Origin of the sequence: Flavobacterium sp. 83, assembly GCF_000744835.1 — a bacterium.
Taxonomy (GTDB): Bacteria; Bacteroidota; Bacteroidia; order Flavobacteriales; family Flavobacteriaceae; genus Flavobacterium.
Genome location: NZ_JQMS01000001.1, coordinates 2,531,618 through 2,554,623, shown reverse-complemented (window position 1 = coordinate 2,554,623; position 23,006 = coordinate 2,531,618). Strand labels below are relative to the sequence as shown.

The following is a 23,006-nucleotide window of genomic DNA, read 5'->3' as shown; positions in this document are numbered from 1 at the left end:
ATTTCCAACATAGTTTGATAGCCTTTCTTCTTCAGCCTTTGCAGGGTAATTGTAGTGGTAAGAAATAAGTAAAGAATACTGCACTAAAACAACTTATAAATCCTGTGAATTGGAATCATCACACCTTGTTTTAACATCACATTTTTGTCTGTAACACCCCAAACGGTAGTATCTACTATTTTTTTGGATTCATCATCTTCAAAGAAAATTTTAATTTTTGAATGCTCTAAATTACCCAACGATAACGCTCGATTGATATCACTTATTCTTGTTTTTATTTCATCAATATCGTCAAGAACATCTGCTATCGGAAATTTAAGAAGAGCGATGTCTTCTTTATCGATTATTTTGAATTCTTCTGTCATAATTGTAAAAATTTAATGAATTACAAATTACTGTATCGTAGCAAAACTTAACCCGTTTTATTAGCTATAATATGATATATACAAAAATAAAACCTCCTTGACTTTGTTAATGCCAATTTTATATTAATTTTTTCACTGCTCTCCGAAGTCTCCCAACTTTGGAGTCGTTATAAAAAAATCAAAATAAGAAATTCAAGACTATTTTAAACCAAAAAAACACAGTACCCCTATTTTCTACTCTTTATAAAATTCACTATTTTTGCAGTCTAAAATTTTAGTCATGCCAAACAAAAAATACAAAATAGCAGTCATTCAATTGAATCTTAATGATATTGCCGAAAACAACTTGAAAAAATGTATCAGTTGGGTTCGCGATGCTGCAAACCTTGGTGCCGAAGTGATTTCGTTGCCGGAATTATACAGCAGTCATTATTTTTGTCAAAGCGAAGATGTAGATAATTTTGCTTTGGCAGAACCATTATACAGCACTTCATTTATTGCTTTTAGCGCTTTGGCAAAAGAATTAGGCGTGGTGATTATTGTCCCTTTCTTCGAAAAAAGAATGGCAGGAATCTACCACAATAGCGCATACATTATTGACACTGACGGTTCAGAAGCAGGATTGTATCGTAAAATGCACATTCCGGACGATCCTCATTTTTATGAAAAATTCTATTTCACACCTGGTGATTTAGGTTTTAAAACTATTCCAACCAAAAAAGGAAAAATTGGAACTTTAATTTGTTGGGATCAATGGTATCCTGAAGCAGCTCGTTTGACGGCGTTACAAGGTGCTGAAGTGTTGTTTTACCCAACAGCAATTGGATGGCATCCAGCAGAAAAAGACGAATATGGTGTGAACCAACATGGCGCTTGGATGAGTGTTATGAAAGGACACGCGGTTGCAAATGGCGTTTATGTTGCTGCTGCAAATAGAATTGGTTTAGAGCAATATTTACCTGATACGGCGGGAATTCAGTTTTGGGGATCTTCGTTTATTGCGGGACCACAAGGCGAAATTTTGGCGCAAGCCTCACACGATAAGGAAGAAATTCTGATTGCCGAAGTAGATTTAGATTTACAGGAAAATGTACGTCAGAACTGGCCATTTTTTAGAGACAGAAGAATAGACGCTTTTGGTGATATAACAAAAAGAGCAATCGACTAATGATGAGTACGACCAACAATAGAAGATTCCCTGCTGAGTGGGAAAAGCAACAAGGAATTTTACTGTGTTTTCCTCACAACGGAAAAGACTGGCCAGGAAAATACGAAGCGGTTCAATGGGCTTTTGTGGAGTTCATCAAAAAAGTAGCCACTTTCGAAACTGTTTTTTTAGTGGTTGCCGATGAAAACCAAAAAGAAAAAGTCAATACGATGCTGGAAACAGCTCATGTTGAACTAGCAAATATTTCTTATATCATTCATAAAACCAATAGAAGTTGGATGCGTGATTCGGGGCCGATTATTGTAAAAAACGGAACCGAAAGAGAAGCTTTAAACTTTAATTTTAATGGCTGGGCGAAGTATAAAAACATTCAATTAGACAAATTTGTTCCAGCGAAAGTAGGCGAATTTCTAAATATTCCTGTGACTCAAGTCATGTATAAAGGAAAACCTGTAATTGTAGAAGGCGGAGCGATTGACAGTAACGGAAAAGGAACTTTACTGACTTCAGAAGAATGTTTGATGCATCCTGATATTCAGGTTCGGAATCCAAATTTTACGAAAGTAGATTACGAAGCGGTTTTCAAGGAATACCTTGGAATTACCAATGTGATTTGGTTAGGTGATGGAATTGAAGGCGACGATACACACGGTCATATTGATGATTTATGCCGCTTTGTAAACGAAGATACGATTGTGACTATTGTAGAAACAGATCCAACGGATAATAACTACAAACCATTGCAAGACAATTTAAAACGCTTGCAAAATGCCAAATTGGAAAATGGTAAATCACCTGTAATTATTGCTTTACCAATGCCAAAACGTTTAGAATTTGACGGCTTGCGATTGCCAGCCAGTTATGCCAATTTCTTGATTTTGAACAATTGTGTTTTGGTTCCTACTTTTAACGACAGTAATGACCGAAAAGCGTTGAACATACTTGCAGAATGTTTTCCTGATAGAGAAATTATCGGAATAAGTGCTACTGATTTTATTTGGGGTTTTGGAACTTTACATTGTTTAAGTCAACAAATTCCAGAATAATACTAAAGATTTACTTTTAAACATAAAGAATAAAAAAACGCCAACTTCACAGTTGGCGTTTTTTGTAAATCGTATTTTTAAATTATTTATCTCTTGTAAACAAGAAACTTTGTCCATTTACTTCCAATGTAAATTCACTTTTATTTTCATTATACTGAATGGTAAGTCCAACTTGATTAGCCAAGAATTTATCCTTTCCTGAAGGTGTAAAACTTAAATTTGGCTGACCTTCAGATTTTCCAACAAGAACTCCGTTTTCCTCAGAAAAAACAAGTTTTACAGGAATTTGTTTACTTGAAAACACCCCTAAATAAGCATCTAAGATTATATCTTTCTCTAATTCCCCTTTACCAGAAGTCCAAGTATCATTATCCGTATTAGCATCTGGAAAAACATGTGCTGGATCTAATGTTACAGATTCAATTTCTTCAGTTGTATTCGATTTGAAAGACCAACTTTTATTACGTTCCCATATTTCTACTGGAAGCGTAACTCTAGTTACTTTACCTGATTTAGATTTAATATCCATGATAACAGGAAAAGGCATTTTTTCTAAGTTATCTACAGTGATAATAGCTCCTTTAGCAGGATCATTTTTTACATATTTCACTTTAGAAACCGCTTGGTCAAAACGCCAGTTGTTCATGATCCAACCTCTCCAAAACCAGTTTAAATCCTCACCTGCAACATTCTCCATGGTACGAAAAAAGTCATCTGGTGTTGGATGTTTGAAAGCCCAACGCTCTGTATATGTTCTAAAAGCATAATCAAAACGTTCTTTTCCTAATATCTGCTCACGCAACATCGTAAGACCTGAACCCGGTTTGTAATACGCTAAAATACCTAAGTTAGCTTCTTTCAATCCATCTGGTGCTGTATAAACAGGCTCCAAATCAGGATTAGTAAGCATTTTTGAAGAACGATGCAAATCTGAAACTGGCTGTTTGTATTCTCCGTTATTAAAATCAACTGAACTCAACGAATTAATAAATGTATTAAATCCTTCGTCCATCCAAGCAAATAATCGTTCGTTTGAACCTACAATCATAGGAAACCAACCGTGCCCAAATTCGTGATCAGTTACTCCCCACAAATCCTCTTTTTTAGATTCCCAACCACAAAAAACAATACCAGGATATTCCATTCCACCTTCATTACCGGCAACATTTGTAGCTGCTGGATAAGGGAATTCAAACCAACGTTTTGAATAATTTTCAATAGATGTTTTTGTATATTCTGTTGAACGACCGTATGCGTCCTGACCATCACTTTCTACTGGATAAGCAGAAATTGCAATTGATTTTTTTCCGCTTGGCAAATTAATTTTGGCAGCATCAATAATAAATGCAGCTGAAGATGCAAATGCAACGTCTCTTGAATTTTTTATTTTAAATTTCCATGTCAAAGTAGCTTTTCCTGCAGGTCTAGAACTTGCATTGGTAACTTCTGCAGCTGTACGAATCATAACCGTTTTGTCACTTGCAGCAGCTTGTGCCCAACGTTTTTGTTGTTCAGCTGTGTAAACTTCTGATGGATTTTGCAAATCACCTGAACAAACTACAATATGATTAGCCGGTGCAGTGATAGCCACATCAAAATCTCCATATTCTAAATAAAACTCACCTGCGCCTATGTAAGGTAGCGTGTTCCAGCCTTTTACATCGTCATACACACACATTCTAGGATACCACTGTGCAATAGTGAAAATTTTACCATTTTTAGTATCTAAAACTCCTGTTCTGTCTGAACCATATTTTGGTGAAATATAAGAGAAGTCAATTTTTACTTTAATTGAAGTACCGTTACCATTTAATTCTTGTGGCAAAATAATTTGCATACGCGTATCTACTATAGTAAATTTCGCTTCCTTTTCAATAGTCTTTCCTCCTACAGTAGCAATAACTTTGATAGATTTTATTTTATGACCTCCGTCAAAATCTTCTCCATCTGCTCCATTACGACTTCCGCTTACAGGAATAACTGCAATTCCACGAGAATCTTTTTTAAATAAATTCTGGTCAACGTTCATCCAAAGAAAAGCCAATTTATCCGGGCTATTGTTGGTATAAGTTAACGTTTCAGTTCCAGTAATTTCACTGTTTTTATCATTTAGAATAGCTGTCAACTGGTAATCAGCTCTATTTTGCCAGTATTTATAACCGGGTTGACCACTTGCAGAACGTGTTTCTGTTCCATTTTTTGTATAAAATCCTGGTGCAAAGGCATCATGATAATCATACTTTGAAACATTTGCTTTGGTATCTTGTGCCTGAAGCGAGGAAACTCCACAAATAAAAGCTAAACAAAAGGTAGCTTTAATGAAATTGTTTTTCATAATTTGATTGATTTTTACTTTTTTATATGTTTGATTAACAATAAGTATAAAGGGTAATACTTTTGTTACATCAAAAAAAAAATTCTGAATAAATATTATAACAAATAAATGAAAAATAACTCACATTATAACAAAAAAATAATTTATTAAAAACCTAACAATTAAATAATATAGATTTTAATTAATTTATAGTTTTGAACAAATTTTAAAATATATTTACAATTTAAATTTAAATAGAAACTGCTTTGAAAACAGTCATTAAAAACACATTTTTAACCGCTACAATAAACAACTTCGGTGCTGAATTATGTTCTCTAAAAGACAACTTGAATAAGGAATATGTCTGGGAAGGAAATCCTGATTTTTGGGGAAAACATTCTCCTATTCTATTTCCGATTGTGGGTACGCTGAAAAACAATTCTTTTCACTACAATGGGGAAGAATACCACTTATCCCGCCATGGTTTTGCCAGAGAAATGGAATTTGAATTAATTGACAAAAAGGAAAACAGCGCAACTTTTTCGATACAATCTTCTGAAGAAACACTAAAAGTATATCCATTCAAATTTGAATTACAAATTATTTATACTTTAGAAAAAAACAACCTAAGCGTTGCATACAAGGTTATAAATAAAGGAAATTCACAAATTCCATTTTCTATTGGAGCACATCCTGCATTCGCTTTACCAGGAAATTTTGATAATTATTCCATTCAATTTGAAAAAGAAGAACCTTTACAATATTATCTTCTTGAAAATGATTTGATTTCAAATAAAACAAAAAAACTGGAAACCCAAGAAGGACAAATTCCATTGACTTACCAATTATTCGAAAATGATGCCTTAATTTTCAAAACATTAGAATCTAAATCATTAACTATTTTAGAAAATAAAAAACCATTCTTAAAAGTCAATTTTGAGGATTTCCCAAGTTTAGGAATTTGGACAAAAATGAAAGCTCCATTTCTTTGCATTGAACCTTGGTTTGGCTATTCGGATACTGGCGAAAATTCGGGAAATATATTTGAAAAAGAAGGCATACAAATTTTGAATGAAAATGAAACTTTCGATTCTCAATTTACTATCGAAATTCTTTAATTTATAAAAAGAGCACAATATGTTAATGCTAAATTTTAATCCATTTCCAATACTAGAAACGGAACGTATTGTATTAAGACGCGTTAATACTAACGATGTTAATGAAATTTTCTCTTTACGCTCAAATCCGGAAACGATGAAATACATTCCGAGACCATTAGTAAAAACGCTTGAAGATGCCGTGGAACACATAGCAATGATTGATGCTAAAATTGAAAATAACGAAGGCATCAATTGGGCAATTACATTAAAAGACAACCCAAAACTGATTGGAATTATTGGTCATTATCGAATAAAACCAGAAAATTTTCGCGCCGAAATTGGTTATATGCTACTTCCTGAATTTAATGGAAAAGGAATTATTTCGGAAGCTGTAAAAGAGGTTGTAAATTATGGCTTTAATGTAATGAAACTCCATTCTATTGAAGCGATAATTGATCCTGAAAATTTTGGTTCAGAAAAAGTATTACAAAAAAACGGTTTTATAAAAGAAGCCCATTTGAAGGAAAATGAATTCTACGAAGGACGCTTTTTAGATACCGTTATTTATTCCATTTTGAATAAAATATAGCCCGGATATTTTAATATTACATTTGCATAAATTAAATTATAAATATATTTGAAAGAATAATCTTTATATTTGCAGCCAAAATAAAATGCTTTTATAAAGCACTTGGAAACTTTATCATGAAAAAATTATTAGTACTTTCAATTCTTATCTTTTCAATTCATTTACAAAGTCAAACCTACGCTAAGGTAAATGCACTAACAGCTTTGGTTGCTGTACCTAACATAGGAATTGAAACTAGTATTGGGAAAAAATCTACTTTCCAATTTGATATTTTAGTTTCTCCTTGGAAATCAATAGATGGGTTGCCTTATGAATTCCTAACCATTACTCCAGAATATCGCTTTTTTTTTAAAGAAAAATTTAATGGATTTTATGCTGGTGCAAATATAGGAGGATCTATATATAAAGTATCTAAAGGAACTCATATAAAAGATCATGAATATGAAAATGGCTTTGGTTATATGATAGGAGCAACATTAGGATACCAAAAAAAAATCAATGCTAAATTTATGTTGGATTTTTACCTTGGAGGAGGTTCTCATCAAGGTTTTTACAAAGGATATTCAGTTGATACTAATGTACGTTACGATAAAGCTATAGATTACAACAAAAGTGGAGAATGGTTACCCTATCGCGGAGGAGTTATGATTTCTTATAAATTAAACTAAAATCTAGTTAGAAAATTTAGGTAATGATTTCACATATAAGTCTTCTACTTGTTTTCTAGCCCAATCTGTTTTTCTCAAAAAAGTAAGACTGGATTTTATACTTGGATTATCTGTAAAACATTTAATTTTAATAAGCTCTCCCAGAGTATCAAATCCATAATAAGCCACTAATTGCTCTACAACTTTCTGAAGCGTTATTCCGTGTAAAGGGTCTTTTGATTTTGAATTTTCCATTTTGCAAATTTAAGTATTTATATAAAAACAATTGGTGTTTCGTAGATTTGTTTCTACCTTTGTATTCCTATGCTGAAAACAATAAATATCTACAATAAAAGAGCCAAATTCGACTACGAGATAATCGAGACATTTACAGCTGGAATTGTTTTGGCAGGAACTGAAATTAAATCCATTCGATTAGGAAAGGCAAACATTACAGAGAGTTTTTGTGAATTTAGTAACAACGAGCTTTTTGCAATAAATACCTATATTGAAGAATATACCTTTGGCAATCAATTTAATCACAAAGCCAGAAGCGAACGTAAATTGCTTTTGAATAAGAGAGAATTGAAAGGATTAATCAAAAGCGTTCAAGCTAAAGGTCTAACCATTATTCCTTTGAAATTATTCACTAATGAAAAAGGAATGGCTAAACTACAAATTGGTCTTTGTAAAGGAAAGAAAACGTATGACAAGCGCGAATCGTTAAAAGAACAAGATACTAAACGCGACCTTGACAGAATAAAAAAATCATTTTAAATATAATTTTAAGTCTAAAATTATATTTTTTTATCAAAATAAAATGACTAAATTTGTCAAGACAATTTAAAACATTTTTATAAAATGAAAACACTACTCAAAAATGCAAGAGAACAAAAAGGGCTCAAGACAAGAGAAGTGGCTCAACTTTTAGGAATTGATCAAGCCTTAATCAGTAAATTTGAAAGTGGTACTAGAAAACCTACTAGAGATCAAGTTATAAAACTAGCAGCTTTACTTGAAATAGATTTAGAAACAATAATGGTAGCTTGGCTTAAAGAAAAAATTCTTTATGAAATAGGTCAAGATGAATTTGCATTAAAAGCATTACAGGTTGCAGAGGAAGAAATAAGATACCAAAGTAAAGTTGCTAAGAAAAAGCTATCTACAACATTACAAAACATTCTAGATGAAATAGATTCCTTGAAGAAAAAATTAGATTCTTTCAGAGCGTTTGACAGTTATCGTATTGCTCAGGCATTGGAACTAGAATATACTTTTGAAAGTAATCGTATCGAAGGAAACACCATGACGCTTCGGGAAACTGATTTGGTTATCAATGAAGGTTTGACAATTTCGGGTAAAAGTATGCGAGAACATCTTGAAGTCATTAATCATCAGGAAGCGATTGCTTATATCAAAGATTTGATGCAAAAAAACACTTCCATAAATGAACGAGAAGTGCTTTCTATTCACAATCTTATTTTAAGAGGAATCCATCCGGAAGATGCAGGTCGTTATAGAAAAGTCCAAGTGATGATACAGGGAAGCAGTCATATGCCTCCGCAACCTTTTCTAGTTGCCAAAGAAATGGAAGATTTTTTCATTTGGTTTGAAACCAATAAAAATAGTCTTCACCCTATTCTTTTAGCTGCTGAAATGCACGAACGCTTAGTCACTATCCATCCATTTATAGATGGAAACGGCAGAACCTCACGCTTGGTGATGAACTTGATTTTGTTGCAACATGGTTATATCATCGCCAATATAAAAGGGGATTATGAAAGTAGAATGCAATATTACCAAGCACTGGAAACAGCACAAACTAAAAATAATAAGGAAGATTTTTTACTGTTTATAGCTCAAATGGAAAAAGAAAGCTTAGAACGTTATCTAAGTATTATTGGTCAATAAAAAACCCGCTATTTAGCGGGTTTCAGTATTAATTTCTATCTTCTAATAAGGGAACAAATCGAAACTCCCCAAACTCATGTTTTTCAAATTGTGTTTCATTTTTTCTGATTAGTAAAGTCATAATTTGTACCTCTTCTCCTAACGGAATAACCAACCTTCCTCCTATTTTTAACTGCGCCATCAAAGGCTGGGGAATAAATGGAGCTCCCGCAGTTACAATAATACTATCAAAAGGAGCATAACTTGATAACCCTTTGTATCCATCACCAAAAGAAAGATGTTTGGGACGAATACCTAATTTTGGAAATAAATTAGACGTTTGTTTAAACAATTCATTTTGTCTTTCTACGCTAAATACTTTTGCTCCCATAGTACACAAAACAGCGGTTTGATACCCTGAACCTGTTCCAATTTCTAAAATTTTATGCTCTTTTTTAACTTCTAATAATTGAGATTGGAAAGCGACTGTATACGGTTGAGAAATAGTTTGACCTGCGCCAATAGGAAAAGCTTTATCTTGATAGGCATAATCTTCAAAACTGGAATTTAAAAACAAATGTCTTGGGATTTTTTTTATCGCAGCCAGAACATTTTTATCAGTAATCCCTTTTTGTTCCAAAGTGCTTACTAACTGATTCCGAAGTCCTTGATGTTTGGCTGTGTCTTTCAAAATTTTATATTTTATTTTGGCAAAAATAGAAAACAATTTCTAATTTCAAATGTTGAAAATTGAATTTAAAATACATTAAATAATTGTTCACTATCAATAATAAATTAATCATTTTATTGCTATTTTTGTACAAATTACATAATTATGCTGAAAATTGGAGTATTAGGTGCTGGGCATCTAGGAAAAATACATTTGCGTTTATTACAACAATCAGAAAAATATGAATTGGTTGGTTTTTATGATGAAAATCTTGAAAATGGTGCCAAAATCGCTTCTGAATTTGGCTACAAACAATTTGATACAATAGCCAAACTAATTCATGCTGTTGATGTTATAGACATCGTAACTCCTACCCTTTCTCATTACAAATGTGCTAAAGTTTCTATCAAATCAGGAAAGCACGTTTTTATTGAAAAACCCATTTCTACAACTGTTGAGGAAGCTGAAGAAATAATTGCTTTAGCCAAAGAATACAATATCAAAGGACAAGTTGGTCATGTTGAGCGCTTTAATCCCGCATTTATCGCTACTAAAAACATGATCGAGAATCCTATGTTTATTGAAACGCATCGTTTGGCGGAATTCAATCCTCGTGGTACGGATGTTCCTGTAGTGCTGGATTTAATGATTCATGATATTGATGCTATTTTGAGCGTTGTAAAATCTAAAGTAAAAAACATCAATGCCAGTGGTGTTTCAGTTATAAGTGAAACACCAGATATTGCTAATGCCCGAATCGAATTTGAAAACGGTTGTGTAGCTAATTTAACGGCAAGCAGAATTTCGATGAAGAACATGCGTAAATCACGTTTCTTCCAGAAAGATGCCTATATCTCAGTTGATTTCCTAGAAAAGAAATGTGAAGTGGTAAAAATGAAAGACGCTCCTGAAATTCCTGGTGATTTTGATATCATTTTACAAAATGCTGAAGGAGTAAAAAAACAAATCTATTTCTCCAATCCTGATGTGGAACAAAACAATGCTATTCTTGACGAGTTAGAATCATTTGCTGATGCTATCAACAATAATACTACTCCTGTTGTAACATTAGAACAAGCAACCGAAGCGCTAAGAGTGGCATACCAAATTATCGATTGTTTTAAAAAATAAATTAAAAAATACTTTCAAAGTTTAAGGTTTAAAGGATTCAATTGTACTTTAAACTTTAAACTTTTTGACTTTAAACAATATACCAATGAAAACAATAGCTGTAATAGGAGCAGGAACAATGGGTAACGGAATTGCCCATACTTTTGCACAAAGCGGTTTTACCGTAAAATTGATTGATGTTTCAGAAAAATCTTTAGATAAAGGAATGGCAACTATTGCTGCTAATTTAGACCGAATGCTGGCAAAAGGAACCATAACCCAAGAAGATATTGCAAAAACAATTACCAATATAATCACCTATACAGATATCAAAGATGGCGTTGTAGGCGTAGATTTAGTGATTGAAGCAGCTACAGAAAATGTTGAATTGAAACTGAATATTTTCAAACAATTAAACGACGCTTGTTCGCATAATACGATTTTGGCAACCAATACTTCTTCCATTTCCATTACACAAATTGGAGCTGTTGTAGCACATCCGGAGCGCGTTATTGGAATGCACTTTATGAATCCGGTGCCAATTATGAAATTGGTGGAAATCATTCGTGGTTACAATACGAGTGACGAAGTGACTAAAATCATCATGGATTTATCCGAGAAATTAGGAAAAACGCCTGTTGAAGTTAATGACTATCCAGGTTTTGTTGCTAATAGAATTTTGATGCCAATGATTAATGAGGCTATTGAAACGCTATACCACAAAGTGGCGGGAGTTTATGAAATTGATACCGTTATGAAACTAGGAATGGGTCATCCAATGGGACCTTTACAACTAGCCGATTTTATTGGTTTAGATGTTTGTTTGGCAATCTTGAACGTGCTGTACGACGGATTCAAAAATCCAAAATATGCCCCTTGCCCATTATTAGTAAATATGGTTCGTGCTGGAAAAATGGGCGTAAAAACCGGTGAAGGTTTCTACGATTATAGCGAAAATAAAAAAGCCGAGAAAATAGCTAAACAATTTATCTAACATGTCAATAGCAAAAAACCTTCTTAAAATAAAATCTACTTTACCCGAACATGTAACCTTAGTTGCGGTTTCAAAAACCAAACCTGTTGCTGATTTAATGGAAGCCTATGAAGCAGGTCAACGGATTTTTGGTGAAAACAAAATTCAGGAAATGGCCGATAAATGGGAACAAATGCCCAAAGACATTCTATGGCACATGATTGGTCACGTTCAGACCAATAAAGTCAAATTTATGGCACCTTTTGTAAGTTTGATTCATGGAATAGATAGTTTAAAATTATTGCAGGAAATCAATAAACAAGCACAAAAAAATAATCGGGTTATTGATTGTTTATTGCAAATGTATATCGCCGAAGAAGAAACAAAATTTGGTCTAGACGAGGAAGAACTAGCTTCGCTCCTATCTTCAAATGAATTTCAGGAAATGAAAAATATTCGAATTGTAGGACTAATGGGAATGGCAACATTTACCGATAATAAAGAGCAAATCAAGAAAGAATTCCTTCATTTGCAATCAATTTTTGATCAATTTACAATTCTCAATTCTCAATTCTCAATTCTTTCAATGGGAATGTCTGGAGATTATCAACTCGCAATTGAATGCGGAAGTACAATGGTTCGAATAGGAAGTAGTATCTTTGGTGGAAGAAATTGATTTTTGTTATCAGATAAACAATTTTGCATTTCAGATGCTTCATAACCCAAGACAATAAACATTAAACACAAAATTTGTACGCAATACTCGACATAGAAACCACTGGAGGACAATTCAACGAAGAAGGAATCACGGAAATTGCCATCTATAAATTTGACGGTCATGAGATTGTGGATCAATTCATCAGTTTAGTTAATCCCGAAATTCCAATTCAGCCTTTTGTAGTCAAGCTGACTGGAATCAATAACGCTATGTTGCGTTCTGCTCCCAAGTTTTTTGAAGTTGCCAAACGCATCATCGAAATGACAAATGATTGTGTAATTGTGGCTCATAATGCTTCTTTTGATTACAGAATATTAAGAACCGAATTTAGACGATTAGGTTATGACTTTGAAGCAAGAACGCTTTGTACGGTTGAATTGTCAAAAAAATTATTACCGGAGCAACCTTCCCATAGTTTAGGAAAACTGGTTCGTGCTCTTGGAATTCCAATGGCAGATAGACACCGAGCCAGCGGAGATGCTTTGGCAACAGTAAAATTATTCAAAATACTTTTGGAGAAAGATTTAGAAAAAGAGATTGTCAAAGACTTCATAAAGCTGGAAATCGAAAAAGGAATTGCTCCAAAATTATTAGACATTGTTTCAAGTTTACCCGCAAAAACCGGAACTTATTATATTCATAACCAAAAAGGAAATTTGATTTATATTGGCAAAAGCCGAAACATAAAAAAGCGTATTAATCAACATTTTACAGGAACTTCTGTTAAATGTAAAAAAATACAAACCGAAGTTTTCACAGTGACCTATGATGAAACCGGAAGTGAATTAATCGCTCTTTTGAAAGAAAGCGAAGAAATAAAAGTCAATAAGCCAATTCTTAATCGGGCGCAAAGAAAAAGCATCTTCCAATTGGCTTTGTATGCCGAAAAAGATGAAAAGGGATATCTGAATTTGAAACTTCAAAAAGCGGATGGCCGAAAAAAAGAAATAACTTCTTTTACATCCTTACAAGAAGGTAAAAATGCATTATTCCGAATCACCTCTGATTATAATTTATGCCAAAAGTTAACAGGTTTGTACGTAACAAAAACTAATTGTTTTCAATACAATATAAAAGAGTGTGACGGTGCTTGTATTGGTGAAGTTTCTGCTGAAGAATACAACGTAAGAGTTCAAGGTTTTATAGACAAAAACAGTTTCGAAAATCAAAATATGGTACTTATAGACAGAGGAAGAACCATCAACGAAAGAAGTGCTGTTTTAATCGAAAACGGAATTTATAAAGGATATGCTTTTTATGATTTAAACTATCAAATCAACAATATAGAAATCCTTAGAAACATAATAATCCCAATGCAGAACAACCGTGACACAAGAAATATTATTCAAAGTCATGTTCGAAAAAGTAAAACGCTGAAAATAATCAAATTTTAGTTGAAATAAATTTTAGCCATTCTTTATAACAAAACATGAAATACCTAATAACTATAGTCGGTCCTACAGCAATAGGAAAAACATCCTTAAGCATTGTATTAGCCAATTATTTCAAATGTGATATTCTATCCTGTGACAGCCGACAGTTTTTTAAGGAAATGACCATAGGAACAGCTGTACCAAGCACAACAGAATTAGCAGCAGCAACACATCATTTCATCCAAAACAAATCCATCTTCGAGAATTATACCGTAGGTGATTTCGAGAAAGAAGCAATTGCCAAACTCAACGAATTATTCTTGATCAATGATTATGCGATTCTAGTTGGTGGTTCAGGACTGTATGTAGATGCAATTTTGAAAGGTTTTGATGAATTTCCCGAAATTGAAGCCACATTACGTGCTGAAATAACAGCTAATTACGAAAAATTAGGAATTGGATATTTACAACAAAAACTAGAAACACTAGATCCCGATTATTATAAAAGCTTGACAATCGAAAATCCTCAAACTTTGCAAAACCCACAACGAATGATGCGTTTTGTGGAAGTATGTTTGGGTTCCGGGAAACCCTATTCTTCTTTTTTAAACCAGAAGCAAAACACGCGTCACTTCACTCCTATTTTAATTGGTCTCGAAGCCGACAGAAAAATAATTTACAACCGCATCAACCAACGTGTCGACATCATGATAAACGAAGGTTTATTGGCGGAAGCAAAAACAGTATTCCCAAATAAAGAGTTGAATGCCTTACAAACCGTAGGCTATAGAGAATTATTTTGTTATTTTGACAGAGAAATATCATTAGAATTTGCCATAGAAGAAATTAAGAAAAATACAAGACGATTTTCTAAACGACAATTGACTTGGTTCAAAAGAAACGAAAATACAAAATGGTTTGATTTTGAAACTCCATATGAAGTTATTGTTGATTATATCAATTCAAAAAAAGCAATAAAATAAGTAGTCTTAACCTAAGAATACAAATTCATAATTCATAATTCATAAATTATTTATATGCCTATCGCTCCTAACTTCACATCTATTCTAAGCAAAGATTGGGAAATCAATTTCACGCAATGTGCGCCTAATGGATTTTTAAAATATACTGATTTATGCAATATTTTACAATTAACGGCTGCGGCACATTCAGAAATTGGTGGAATTAGTTTTTTGGATATGCAAGAATTCAACCAAGCGTGGGTTTTGAGCAGAATGCGCGTTGAAATTACTAAATTACCCAAATGGGGAGATCATGTAACAGTAAAAACATGGATTAATTCGCTAGAAAATTCCCGTTCGGTTCGTGCATTAGAAATGCATGTGAATGGCGAAAAAATTGTGGGTTCTGAGACTTTTTGGGCCGTTTTCAATACTAAAACCCGTCGACCTGAGGGATTAGCTTTACCACATGAACATTTTGAACTATATCCTGAAAAAAGAGCTACTCAAGAAGGTTTTTCTAAAATCAACTTCAATCATGAAAAAGAAATCGTTTTTAAAAAAACGGTGTTCTTGTCGGATTTAGATATTGTAAATCATGTCAATAATGTAAAATATCTAGAATGGTGTATCGATTTAGTTGATGAAAAATTAATTCTAAAGCAAGAGATTAAAAGCTTTGAAATGAATTTCCTAAAAGAATTATCTTTAAAAGATAAAGTAATCATTCATGAAAATATTTCCGAAAATGAAACTATATTTAGTATTACGAAAGAAGATAAAAGCAGTTTTGCATTACAACTAAATTGGAAATAACCCGTTTGTTTGGTGTAATTAATTTTTAATACAAATTTTCGTTAGTTCGGGTGATTTTCCACAGTAAATTATAACGAAAACTAGAAATTATCATTAAAAAAAGGTTTTCGAGGTATTTCAACCCACTTTCTTTTTATTTAGAAACTAAACAAACTGATTAAGTAAAAACAAAAAAAAGGCTCCGATTACTCGAAGCCTTTTTTGTTATATTGCAACTTTATTCTTAACAACTAATCTAAATCCCTCACCGTGAATATTTAAGATTTCAACATCTTCATCAAGCTTCAGGTATTTTCTTAGCTTAGCAATGTACACATCCATACTTCTAGAAGTAAAATAGTTATCATCTCTCCATATTTTTGTCAACGCTAATTCTCGTGGCATCAAGTCATTTTCATGAAGAATCAACATTTTCAATAGTTCATTCTCTTTTGGAGATAATTTAATCGGTTCTTCATTTCCAAAAGTTAAGAAACGAAGCTTAGAATTCAAATGAAATTTACCAATATTAAATTCAAATTGCACTTGTTCCGCTTTAGTATCCGAAGATTTTCTTTGAATAATAGCTTTGATTTTCATTAACAAAACTTCAGAGTCAAATGGTTTATTTAAATAATCATCTGCACCTGCTTTGTATCCTTTCAACACATCCTCTTTCATAGATTTTGCAGTCAAGAAAATAATAGGTACTTCATTATTCTTTTCTCTGATTTCTTTAGCTAGTGTATATCCATCTTTATATGGCATCATTACATCTAGAATACACAAATCATAAGTATCTTTTTTGAACTTTTCAAATCCTTCCATTCCATTTTTTGCTAAAGTGACATCGAAATCATTTAGCATTAAATAATCTTTTAGTACTGCACCAAAATTAAGGTCATCCTCCACTAAAAGTATTTTTTTATTTACATTTTCCATATTCCTAATTTATTAATGGTAATTTTATTATGAAGGTACTTCCTTTTCCCTTTTCACTTTCTACATAAACCTGACCATTATGGTCTTCAACTATTCTTTTTACATATGCTAAACCGAGTCCGTGGCCTTTAACATTATGGATATCTCCTGTATGTTCTCTATAAAACTTTTCAAATATTCTTTTTTGAGCTACCTTACTCATTCCTAAACCATTATCTCTAACTTTTATAATAACCATATCTTTTACATTTTCAGTAAACACATCAATTATTGGTGTATTTGGTGAATATTTTATGGCATTTTCCAAAATATTTACAATCACATTCGTGAAATGAACATCATTTATTAAAACGGTAGTTCTATTGGCATCAAAATGACTTGTAATTGTTCCTTGTCTATCTTCTAATATCAAATTAACATGTTCAATTGCATCATTAATTACATCATGAATATTATTAGAATCCTTATTAATATCCAATTCCTTTTTCTCTAGTTTAGAAATCCTTAAAACATTCTCAACTTGTGCGTGCATTCGTTTATTTTCATCACGAATCATCTGGAGGTATCTATATACCTTCTCTTTATCATCAATAATCTTTGGATTTTTAATGGCGTCCAAAGCCAAATTAATAGTCGCGATAGGAGTTTTAAACTCATGTGTCATATTATTAATAAAATCTGTTTTGATTTCAGAAATATGACGTTGGCGAATCAATTGGTTCAATGCACTTGAATATGCAATAAGAATAATAAGCGTAAATATTATTGACAGTATAGTTATACTAACGAGATCTGACAATAAATATTTCTTTTTATGAGGAAAAGTAACTAATAACTGGTATTTACTATTTCCTTCATTATCAGTATAAATCGGAATAGAATAGGTGGCGTTTTTATCATACTTAAAATCTTTAGATTTTATTTTAGTAGCCAAATTATTATTATAAATTCCGAACTCAAATTTAGTATTTACACCATATTCTTCTAACTCTCTTTTGATGAGTTTATTTAAGATTTCTTTTGAAACCCGTTCTTCAAGAGGCATTGCAGAGGCAATATCTTTAAAGAAAATTTCAAACTGTGCATTATCTAAAACATCTAAATTTCCAGATTTTTCAATTCGAACATCTGGTATCAGACTTTGTTGAACACCCGGATTATCAATTTTATTATTGTTATAAACTTCGGTAACACGCTTAGAATTGAAACTCTTAAACCTTTCACTATCAAATTTTTTATCAAAGAACGTTGAAGAAATATTATAATCTTCAGATATAATACTATTTGAATATATTATTGTTTTATTTGTTCTTGGATTTTTTTGAACATAATAAAATTCTAATAAATCATTCTTTTTCGGAATCTTTCCTGTGCTGTCTTTATAATGATTGTATTTATCATAAAAACTGTATGCTTCTTGCTGCTGAAGCTTATCTGCCACATTACCAATAACTTGCTTAACATGAAATTTAAATTGTTCATCATTGTTTTTAAATGAGGTATTAAACCAATACACCTGAACAAGAATAATCCCTATTAGGGACAAACTCATCAACAACACAAGCAATCTAAAAAAAAGTTTATTCATCGAGACAAAATTAGTATTTTAACAATATATTAAATAATACATTAACCAAAGATTAACATCTAAGACACATTTTGTTTAATCTTTAAAATTTTAAGAATTTTAAGAATTTCTGTTTTTGCTTCTTCAATTGAAGTATTTTCTATGACAAAATCACTTTTCGAAATGCGTTCATCATCAGTCCATTGAGATTTTATTCTTTTTAAAACAAGTGATCTAGTTGTTTTATCTCTTTCAATAACTCTATGAATCCTTGTTTCTACTGGGGCAGTGACGGTTATGATTATATCACAATCCTTATATCGGCCACTTTCAAATAAAATAGCTGCCTCATAAATAACATAAGAATTATCTTTACACTTCAATACCCATTCATCAAAATGCTTTTTTACGGCGGGATGAACAATTTTATTGAGCTGTTCTAGTTTTTCAGGATTATCAAATACAATTTCAGCTAGTTTTTGCCTATTCAATATTTCATTTTCAAAAATAGATGTACCAAAAGTTTCTTTAATTGCATTAATAATTTCTGATGACTGCATAATTTTTTTTGCCTCATCATCAGCAATATAAACTGGAATCCCAAATGATTGAAAAATCTTTGCAATGGTAGTTTTACCACTTCCAATACCACCGGTTAAACCAATTATTTTTGTCATATTAATTTTTGAAAAACAATCCTGGAAAAGCTTCTTGAGGTTTTTGTTTCAGAATGATAATTTTTATAAACGATTCTAAAAAGCCTAATCCGTAACCATAAAATTGTTTCCAAACAGCTATTAATGATAAATACCCTATTTTAAAGCTTTTGTTTTGATATGAAGACATCAAAAACAACACTAAAAAATAAACAAAATACAACTGCAGTAGCTGATCAAGATTAAAAACCAATAATACTAATGAAGTAAAGAATCCTATTATAAAAACCGATGGAAAGAAAAAAGTGAGTTTATTATATTTTGGATACCAACTATTAAGAATGGGTCTTGCTTTACCAAATTTATTTACCTGAACAGAGAACTTATCCCAATCAATTCTTCTCTTATGATATACAAATGCCTTAGGAAAAAGTTTTGTTTGAAAACCTAAATTCCACAAACGAATTGATAAATCTGGATCTTCACCAGGATGAATATTCCCAAAACCTTTAGAAACTTCAAAGGCTCTTCGTGACAATCCCATATTAAAACTTCTAGGCTGAAACTTATCAATTTTTTCAGAACCACCTCTAATTCCACCTGTAGTAAGAAATGAAGTCATCGCAAAATTAATCGCTTTTTGAATATCTGAAAAACTATCCAAAGCTTTATCAGGACCTCCAAAACAATCAACATAATTCTGCTGTAGTTCATTTTCAACTTCACTTAAATAAGTTGGAGGAATAATACAATCCGAATCAAAAATGATAAAGTAATCACCCCTAGCCTTTTTCATTCCATAATTTCTAGAATCCCCTGGACCTGAATTTTCTTTAAAATAATAGGATATATCGAGTCTGTCTCCATATTTTTTAGCAACATCTTTACAAGGTAAAGTAGAGCCATCTTCAATTAAAACAATTTCAAAAATTTCGTTATAAGTTGAATGCGACAAACTTTCTAAAAGTTCATCAACTTCATCCGGGCGATTGTAAACTGGTATAATTAGGGAAAATAACATAAAGTAAGACTGTGGTATTAGAGATGCTTTTTAGACTCAAAAAATTTTTAACAAATATAATCTTTATCCATAAAAAAACCATCAACTATTAATTGATGGTTTTATAAATATTTAATGTAGTAATGGGATTATGCAATACTTTCTATGTTTACCACCTCGTTTGCTTCTGCTTTATAATCTATTCCTTGAACGTCAAAACCAAACAGATTGTAAAAATCTTTTCTGTATCCTTCTAAATCACCTATTTCAGATAAGTTTTCAGTAACAGCCTCAATCCATAATTTAGCTACTTTTTCCTGAACATCAGCACGCATTTCTAAATCGTCAATACGAATTCTTCCTTTCTCATCTACAGGAACTTCATTTCCAGTATATAATCTTTCTTGGTACAAACGTTGAATTTGCTCAATACAACCTTCATGAATCCCTTCTTCTTTCATTATTTTGTACAATAAAGAAATATACAATGGTATAACAGGAATTGCCGAACTTGCTTGAGTTACTAGTGCTTTATTTACCGAAACAAATGCTTTTCCGTTAATATCAACTAAACTGTCTGTGATAGCAAATGCTGTCGCTTCAAGATGATCTTTAGCACGACCTATAGTTCCTTTTCTATAAACAGCTTCAGTCAATGATGGCCCAATATAAGAATAAGCAACAGTTGTAGCACCTGGCGCCAATAAATTCTCCGCTTTTAAAGCATCAATCCACATAGCCCAATCTTCTCCACCCATTACAGCAATTGTATTTTCAATATCATCACCACTACAAGGCTCAATAGAAATTTCAGAAACTTTACCAGAATGGAAATCAACAGTTTTATTCGTAAAAGTACTTCCTATAGGTTTCAATACAGAACGATGCATAACACCTGTAACCGGATGAACACGAACAGGAGAAGCTAAACTATAGATAATTAAATCTATTTGACCTAGATCAGCTTTGATAAGATCCAATGTCTGTTTTTTTATTTCATTAGAAAAGGCATCTCCATTGATACTTTTTGCATATAAACCTGCTTGATGCGCTTCATTTTCGAAAGCTGCAGAATTATACCAACCTGGTGAAGCCGTTTTCCCTTCAGAAGGTGCTTTTTCAAAAAACACACCAATCGTTGCAGCATCAGAACCAAAAGCACTTGTAATTCTTGAAGCCAACCCGAAACCTGTTGAAGCTCCAATTACTAAGACTTTTTTAGCCCCGTCAATATTCCCTTTTGATTTTATATATTCTATCTGATTTTTAACATTTTGTTCGCATCCTTTTGGGTGAGATGTCGTACAAATAAATCCTCTCATTCTAGGTTCTATAATCATATTTGGTTATTCTTTATTTAATTTTCGTATAATTGTTTTTAAGCGTTCACAAAATGCTTACTAAAAGGGAACAAATATAAAGCAAAATATTAGTTCAACAAGGCTTTTGCATGATTTAAGGCTGATTCAGAAACGATTGTTCCTGATAACATTTGTGCAATTTCCACTACTCTATCTTCATCATTTAACAGCTTTAGTTCTGATTGGGTATCGTCACCAACAGTCGATTTGAATACTTTGAAATGTGCATTTCCTTTTGCAGCGATTTGAGGCAAATGCGTGATTGCAAAAATTTGCATCTCCTGACTCATTTCTTTCATAATTTCTCCCATTCTGATGGCTATTTCTCCAGAAACACCAGTGTCAATTTCATCAAATATTAGTGTTGGTAATTTTGAATATTGTGCTAATATCGCCTTAACAGCGAGCATAATTCTTGACATTTCACCACCTGAGGCCACTTTTTTCAATAAACCAAAATCAGTTCCTTTATTGGCTGAAAACAAAAACTGAAGTTCATCTTTTCCATTTTGAAAATACGTTTCACCTGCGTTAATATCAATTTTAAAACGGACATTAGGCATTCCTAACGTAGCTAAAATGGAAATTAACTTTTGAGATAAAACAGGAATAGATCCTAATCTATTATCATGAATTATAATTGACATTGTATCTAATGTCGTTGTTTTTTGTTCAATAGAATGAGTTAATGCTATAATTTCTTCTTCGATATTTCCTAATTCAAGAACTGAATTTTCCAAGTTAGCTTGGATTTCAAGTAATTCTTCAACTGTAGAAACCTGATGCTTCTTTTGCAAATTAAAAATAACCTGCAGTTTTTGACTAATTAAATCTAATTGCTCTGGATCATTAATTAATTTCTCTGAACAGCGAATCATCTCGTCCGAAATATCATCAAACTCAATCGTTACGCTTGTAATTCTTTCCAACAAAGAATGATAATCGGCAGAAAAAGGAGCGATTTTTTGTAATGCAATTTTAATTTCTTTCAAATTATTCAAGACTCCTATTTGTTCTTCATTGGCAATAGCCAAAGCTTTATCAATAGATTCTTTAATAATCTCAACATTATTCAATTTTTCAAAATCAGCTTCAAGAGTTTCTTGTTCGCCTGATTTTAATTGAGCCGCAACCAATTCATCCAATAAAAAAGTATTGTATTCTTGTTCCTTCTTAGATTCACTTTGTTTTTTTAACAGCGAATTCAATTTGGATTTATCCGATTTATAACTTTTCAAAAGTAATTGATAATCCAGAATCGTCTCTTTATTATTAGCAATAGCATCTATAATATCAAACTGAACATTTTCATCTGAAAGCTCTTGAGTTTGCTGTTGCGAATGAATATCGATTAAGAACAAACCTAAGTCCTGAAGTTCCTGAAGATTTACCGGACTATCGTTTATAAAAGCTCTGGATTTACCTGAAGGCAAGATTTCTCGTCTAATTATCGTTTCATTTTCATAGTCCAAATCATTGGCATCGAAAAACGGCGACAAATTATACTTTGAAATTTCAAAATGAGCTTCAATAATACACTTCTCTTCTTTATTTTTTAAAGAAGTCAAGTCGGCTCTTTTTCCCAAAACTAGCCCTAATGCTCCTAAAATTATTGATTTACCAGCACCAGTTTCTCCTGTAATAGTTGAAAAACCTTTTGAAAAATCGATAGTTAATTTTTCTATTAAAGCATAGTTTTTTATCGAAAGTGACGTTATCATTTATATATTATTTGTTATGAGGAGTTGGAATTAAACTAT

At 32.1% G+C, this 23,006-nt stretch carries 23 protein-coding genes; 13 read left to right on the top strand and 10 right to left on the bottom strand.

Annotation, left to right across the window (positions count from 1 at the left end; all coding sequences use genetic code 11):
- Positions 1–83: 83 nt before the first annotated feature.
- A complete protein-coding gene (locus tag T410_RS11205; protein ID WP_035671703.1) occupies positions 84–365 on the bottom strand; it encodes a hypothetical protein in 282 nt (93 codons plus the stop codon).
- 280 nt (positions 366–645) lie between these two features.
- Here T410_RS11205 and T410_RS11200 point away from each other — a divergent pair, with 280 nt between their 5' ends.
- Together T410_RS11200 and T410_RS11195 are read left to right on the top strand one after the other, a co-directional pair.
- Complete coding sequence (locus T410_RS11200) at positions 646–1,533, top strand: carbon-nitrogen hydrolase (RefSeq protein ID WP_035671700.1); 888 nt, start codon at positions 646–648, stop codon at positions 1,531–1,533.
- A complete protein-coding gene (locus T410_RS11195; RefSeq protein ID WP_238567368.1) occupies positions 1,533–2,579 on the top strand; it encodes an agmatine/peptidylarginine deiminase in 1,047 nt (348 codons plus the stop codon). Before T410_RS11200 ends, T410_RS11195 begins: the two co-directional genes overlap by 1 nt.
- An 82-nt stretch (positions 2,580–2,661) precedes the next feature.
- Here T410_RS11195 and T410_RS11190 read toward each other — a convergent pair whose 3' ends face one another.
- On the bottom strand, positions 2,662–4,914 hold the full coding sequence (locus T410_RS11190) for a M1 family metallopeptidase (protein WP_035671697.1): 2,253 nt from the start codon (positions 4,912–4,914) through the stop codon (positions 2,662–2,664).
- Positions 4,915–5,159: 245 nt separating this feature from the next.
- Here T410_RS11190 and T410_RS11185 point away from each other — a divergent pair, with 245 nt between their 5' ends.
- From T410_RS11185 to T410_RS11175, 3 genes are all read left to right on the top strand, one after another.
- A complete protein-coding gene (locus tag T410_RS11185; protein WP_035671695.1) occupies positions 5,160–6,011 on the top strand; it encodes an aldose 1-epimerase family protein in 852 nt (283 codons plus the stop codon).
- A 19-nt stretch (positions 6,012–6,030) separates the two neighbouring features.
- Positions 6,031–6,582 (top strand): GNAT family N-acetyltransferase, encoded by a 552-nt coding sequence (locus tag T410_RS11180; protein WP_035671693.1) that lies wholly within the window; start codon positions 6,031–6,033, stop codon positions 6,580–6,582.
- 116 nt (positions 6,583–6,698) lie between these two features.
- The gene (locus tag T410_RS11175) at positions 6,699–7,250 is read left to right on the top strand and encodes a DUF3575 domain-containing protein (RefSeq protein WP_035671692.1); all 552 of its coding nucleotides are present in this window, start codon (positions 6,699–6,701) and stop codon (positions 7,248–7,250) included.
- 3 nt (positions 7,251–7,253) lie between these two features.
- Here T410_RS11175 and T410_RS11170 read toward each other — a convergent pair whose 3' ends face one another.
- Positions 7,254–7,484 (bottom strand): VF530 family DNA-binding protein, encoded by a 231-nt coding sequence (locus T410_RS11170; protein ID WP_035671690.1) that lies wholly within the window; start codon positions 7,482–7,484, stop codon positions 7,254–7,256.
- Positions 7,485–7,553: 69 nt separating this feature from the next.
- Between T410_RS11170 and smpB the strand changes: the two genes are divergently transcribed.
- A complete protein-coding gene (gene smpB, locus T410_RS11165) occupies positions 7,554–8,006 on the top strand; it encodes an SsrA-binding protein SmpB (RefSeq protein WP_035671685.1) in 453 nt (150 codons plus the stop codon).
- Between the two features lie 84 nt (positions 8,007–8,090).
- Positions 8,091–9,140: a Fic family protein gene (locus T410_RS11160; RefSeq protein ID WP_035671683.1), complete on the top strand. Its 1,050-nt coding sequence runs from the start codon at positions 8,091–8,093 to the stop codon at positions 9,138–9,140.
- Positions 9,141–9,168: 28 nt separating this feature from the next.
- On the opposite strand, the gene T410_RS11155 is transcribed toward T410_RS11160, so the two are convergent.
- Positions 9,169–9,810, bottom strand: coding sequence for a protein-L-isoaspartate(D-aspartate) O-methyltransferase (locus T410_RS11155; RefSeq protein ID WP_035674419.1), 642 nt, complete (start codon positions 9,808–9,810; stop codon positions 9,169–9,171).
- A 144-nt stretch (positions 9,811–9,954) separates the two neighbouring features.
- On the opposite strand from T410_RS11155, the gene T410_RS11150 reads away from it, so the two are divergent.
- From T410_RS11150 to T410_RS11125, 6 genes are all read left to right on the top strand, one after another.
- Positions 9,955–10,920 carry a Gfo/Idh/MocA family protein gene (locus T410_RS11150; RefSeq protein WP_035671681.1) on the top strand — a complete coding sequence of 322 codons (966 nt, stop codon included), beginning with the start codon at positions 9,955–9,957 and terminating at the stop codon, positions 10,918–10,920.
- 85 nt (positions 10,921–11,005) lie between these two features.
- Positions 11,006–11,893: a 3-hydroxyacyl-CoA dehydrogenase family protein gene (locus tag T410_RS11145; protein WP_035671678.1), complete on the top strand. Its 888-nt coding sequence runs from the start codon at positions 11,006–11,008 to the stop codon at positions 11,891–11,893.
- A 1-nt stretch (position 11,894) separates the two neighbouring features.
- On the top strand, positions 11,895–12,548 hold the full coding sequence (locus T410_RS11140; protein ID WP_035671675.1) for a YggS family pyridoxal phosphate-dependent enzyme: 654 nt from the start codon (positions 11,895–11,897) through the stop codon (positions 12,546–12,548).
- A 74-nt stretch (positions 12,549–12,622) separates the two neighbouring features.
- Positions 12,623–13,984, top strand: coding sequence for an exonuclease domain-containing protein (locus T410_RS11135; RefSeq protein WP_035671672.1), 1,362 nt, complete (start codon positions 12,623–12,625; stop codon positions 13,982–13,984).
- A gap of 35 nt (positions 13,985–14,019) precedes the next feature.
- Positions 14,020–14,946, top strand: coding sequence for a tRNA (adenosine(37)-N6)-dimethylallyltransferase MiaA (gene miaA / locus T410_RS11130; RefSeq protein ID WP_035671670.1), 927 nt, complete (start codon positions 14,020–14,022; stop codon positions 14,944–14,946).
- 54 nt (positions 14,947–15,000) lie between these two features.
- On the top strand, positions 15,001–15,741 hold the full coding sequence (locus tag T410_RS11125; RefSeq protein ID WP_035671668.1) for an acyl-[acyl-carrier-protein] thioesterase: 741 nt from the start codon (positions 15,001–15,003) through the stop codon (positions 15,739–15,741).
- A 204-nt stretch (positions 15,742–15,945) separates the two neighbouring features.
- Here T410_RS11125 and T410_RS11120 read toward each other — a convergent pair whose 3' ends face one another.
- The 6 genes from T410_RS11120 to recN form a co-directional block, all read right to left on the bottom strand.
- Positions 15,946–16,662: a response regulator transcription factor gene (locus T410_RS11120; protein WP_035671666.1), complete on the bottom strand. Its 717-nt coding sequence runs from the start codon at positions 16,660–16,662 to the stop codon at positions 15,946–15,948.
- A 4-nt stretch (positions 16,663–16,666) separates the two neighbouring features.
- The gene (locus T410_RS11115) at positions 16,667–18,250 is read right to left on the bottom strand and encodes a sensor histidine kinase KdpD (protein WP_035671663.1); all 1,584 of its coding nucleotides are present in this window, start codon (positions 18,248–18,250) and stop codon (positions 16,667–16,669) included.
- A gap of 59 nt (positions 18,251–18,309) precedes the next feature.
- Positions 18,310–18,906 carry a dephospho-CoA kinase gene (gene coaE / locus T410_RS11110; RefSeq protein ID WP_035671661.1) on the bottom strand — a complete coding sequence of 199 codons (597 nt, stop codon included), beginning with the start codon at positions 18,904–18,906 and terminating at the stop codon, positions 18,310–18,312.
- Between the two features lies 1 nt (position 18,907).
- Positions 18,908–19,906, bottom strand: coding sequence for a glycosyltransferase family 2 protein (locus T410_RS11105; RefSeq protein ID WP_035671657.1), 999 nt, complete (start codon positions 19,904–19,906; stop codon positions 18,908–18,910).
- Positions 19,907–20,034: 128 nt separating this feature from the next.
- Positions 20,035–21,225, bottom strand: coding sequence for an enoyl-ACP reductase FabV (gene fabV, locus T410_RS11100; protein ID WP_035671654.1), 1,191 nt, complete (start codon positions 21,223–21,225; stop codon positions 20,035–20,037).
- 89 nt (positions 21,226–21,314) lie between these two features.
- The gene (gene recN, locus T410_RS11095) at positions 21,315–22,967 is read right to left on the bottom strand and encodes a DNA repair protein RecN (protein ID WP_035671651.1); all 1,653 of its coding nucleotides are present in this window, start codon (positions 22,965–22,967) and stop codon (positions 21,315–21,317) included.
- Between the last annotated feature and the right edge of the window lie 39 nt (positions 22,968–23,006).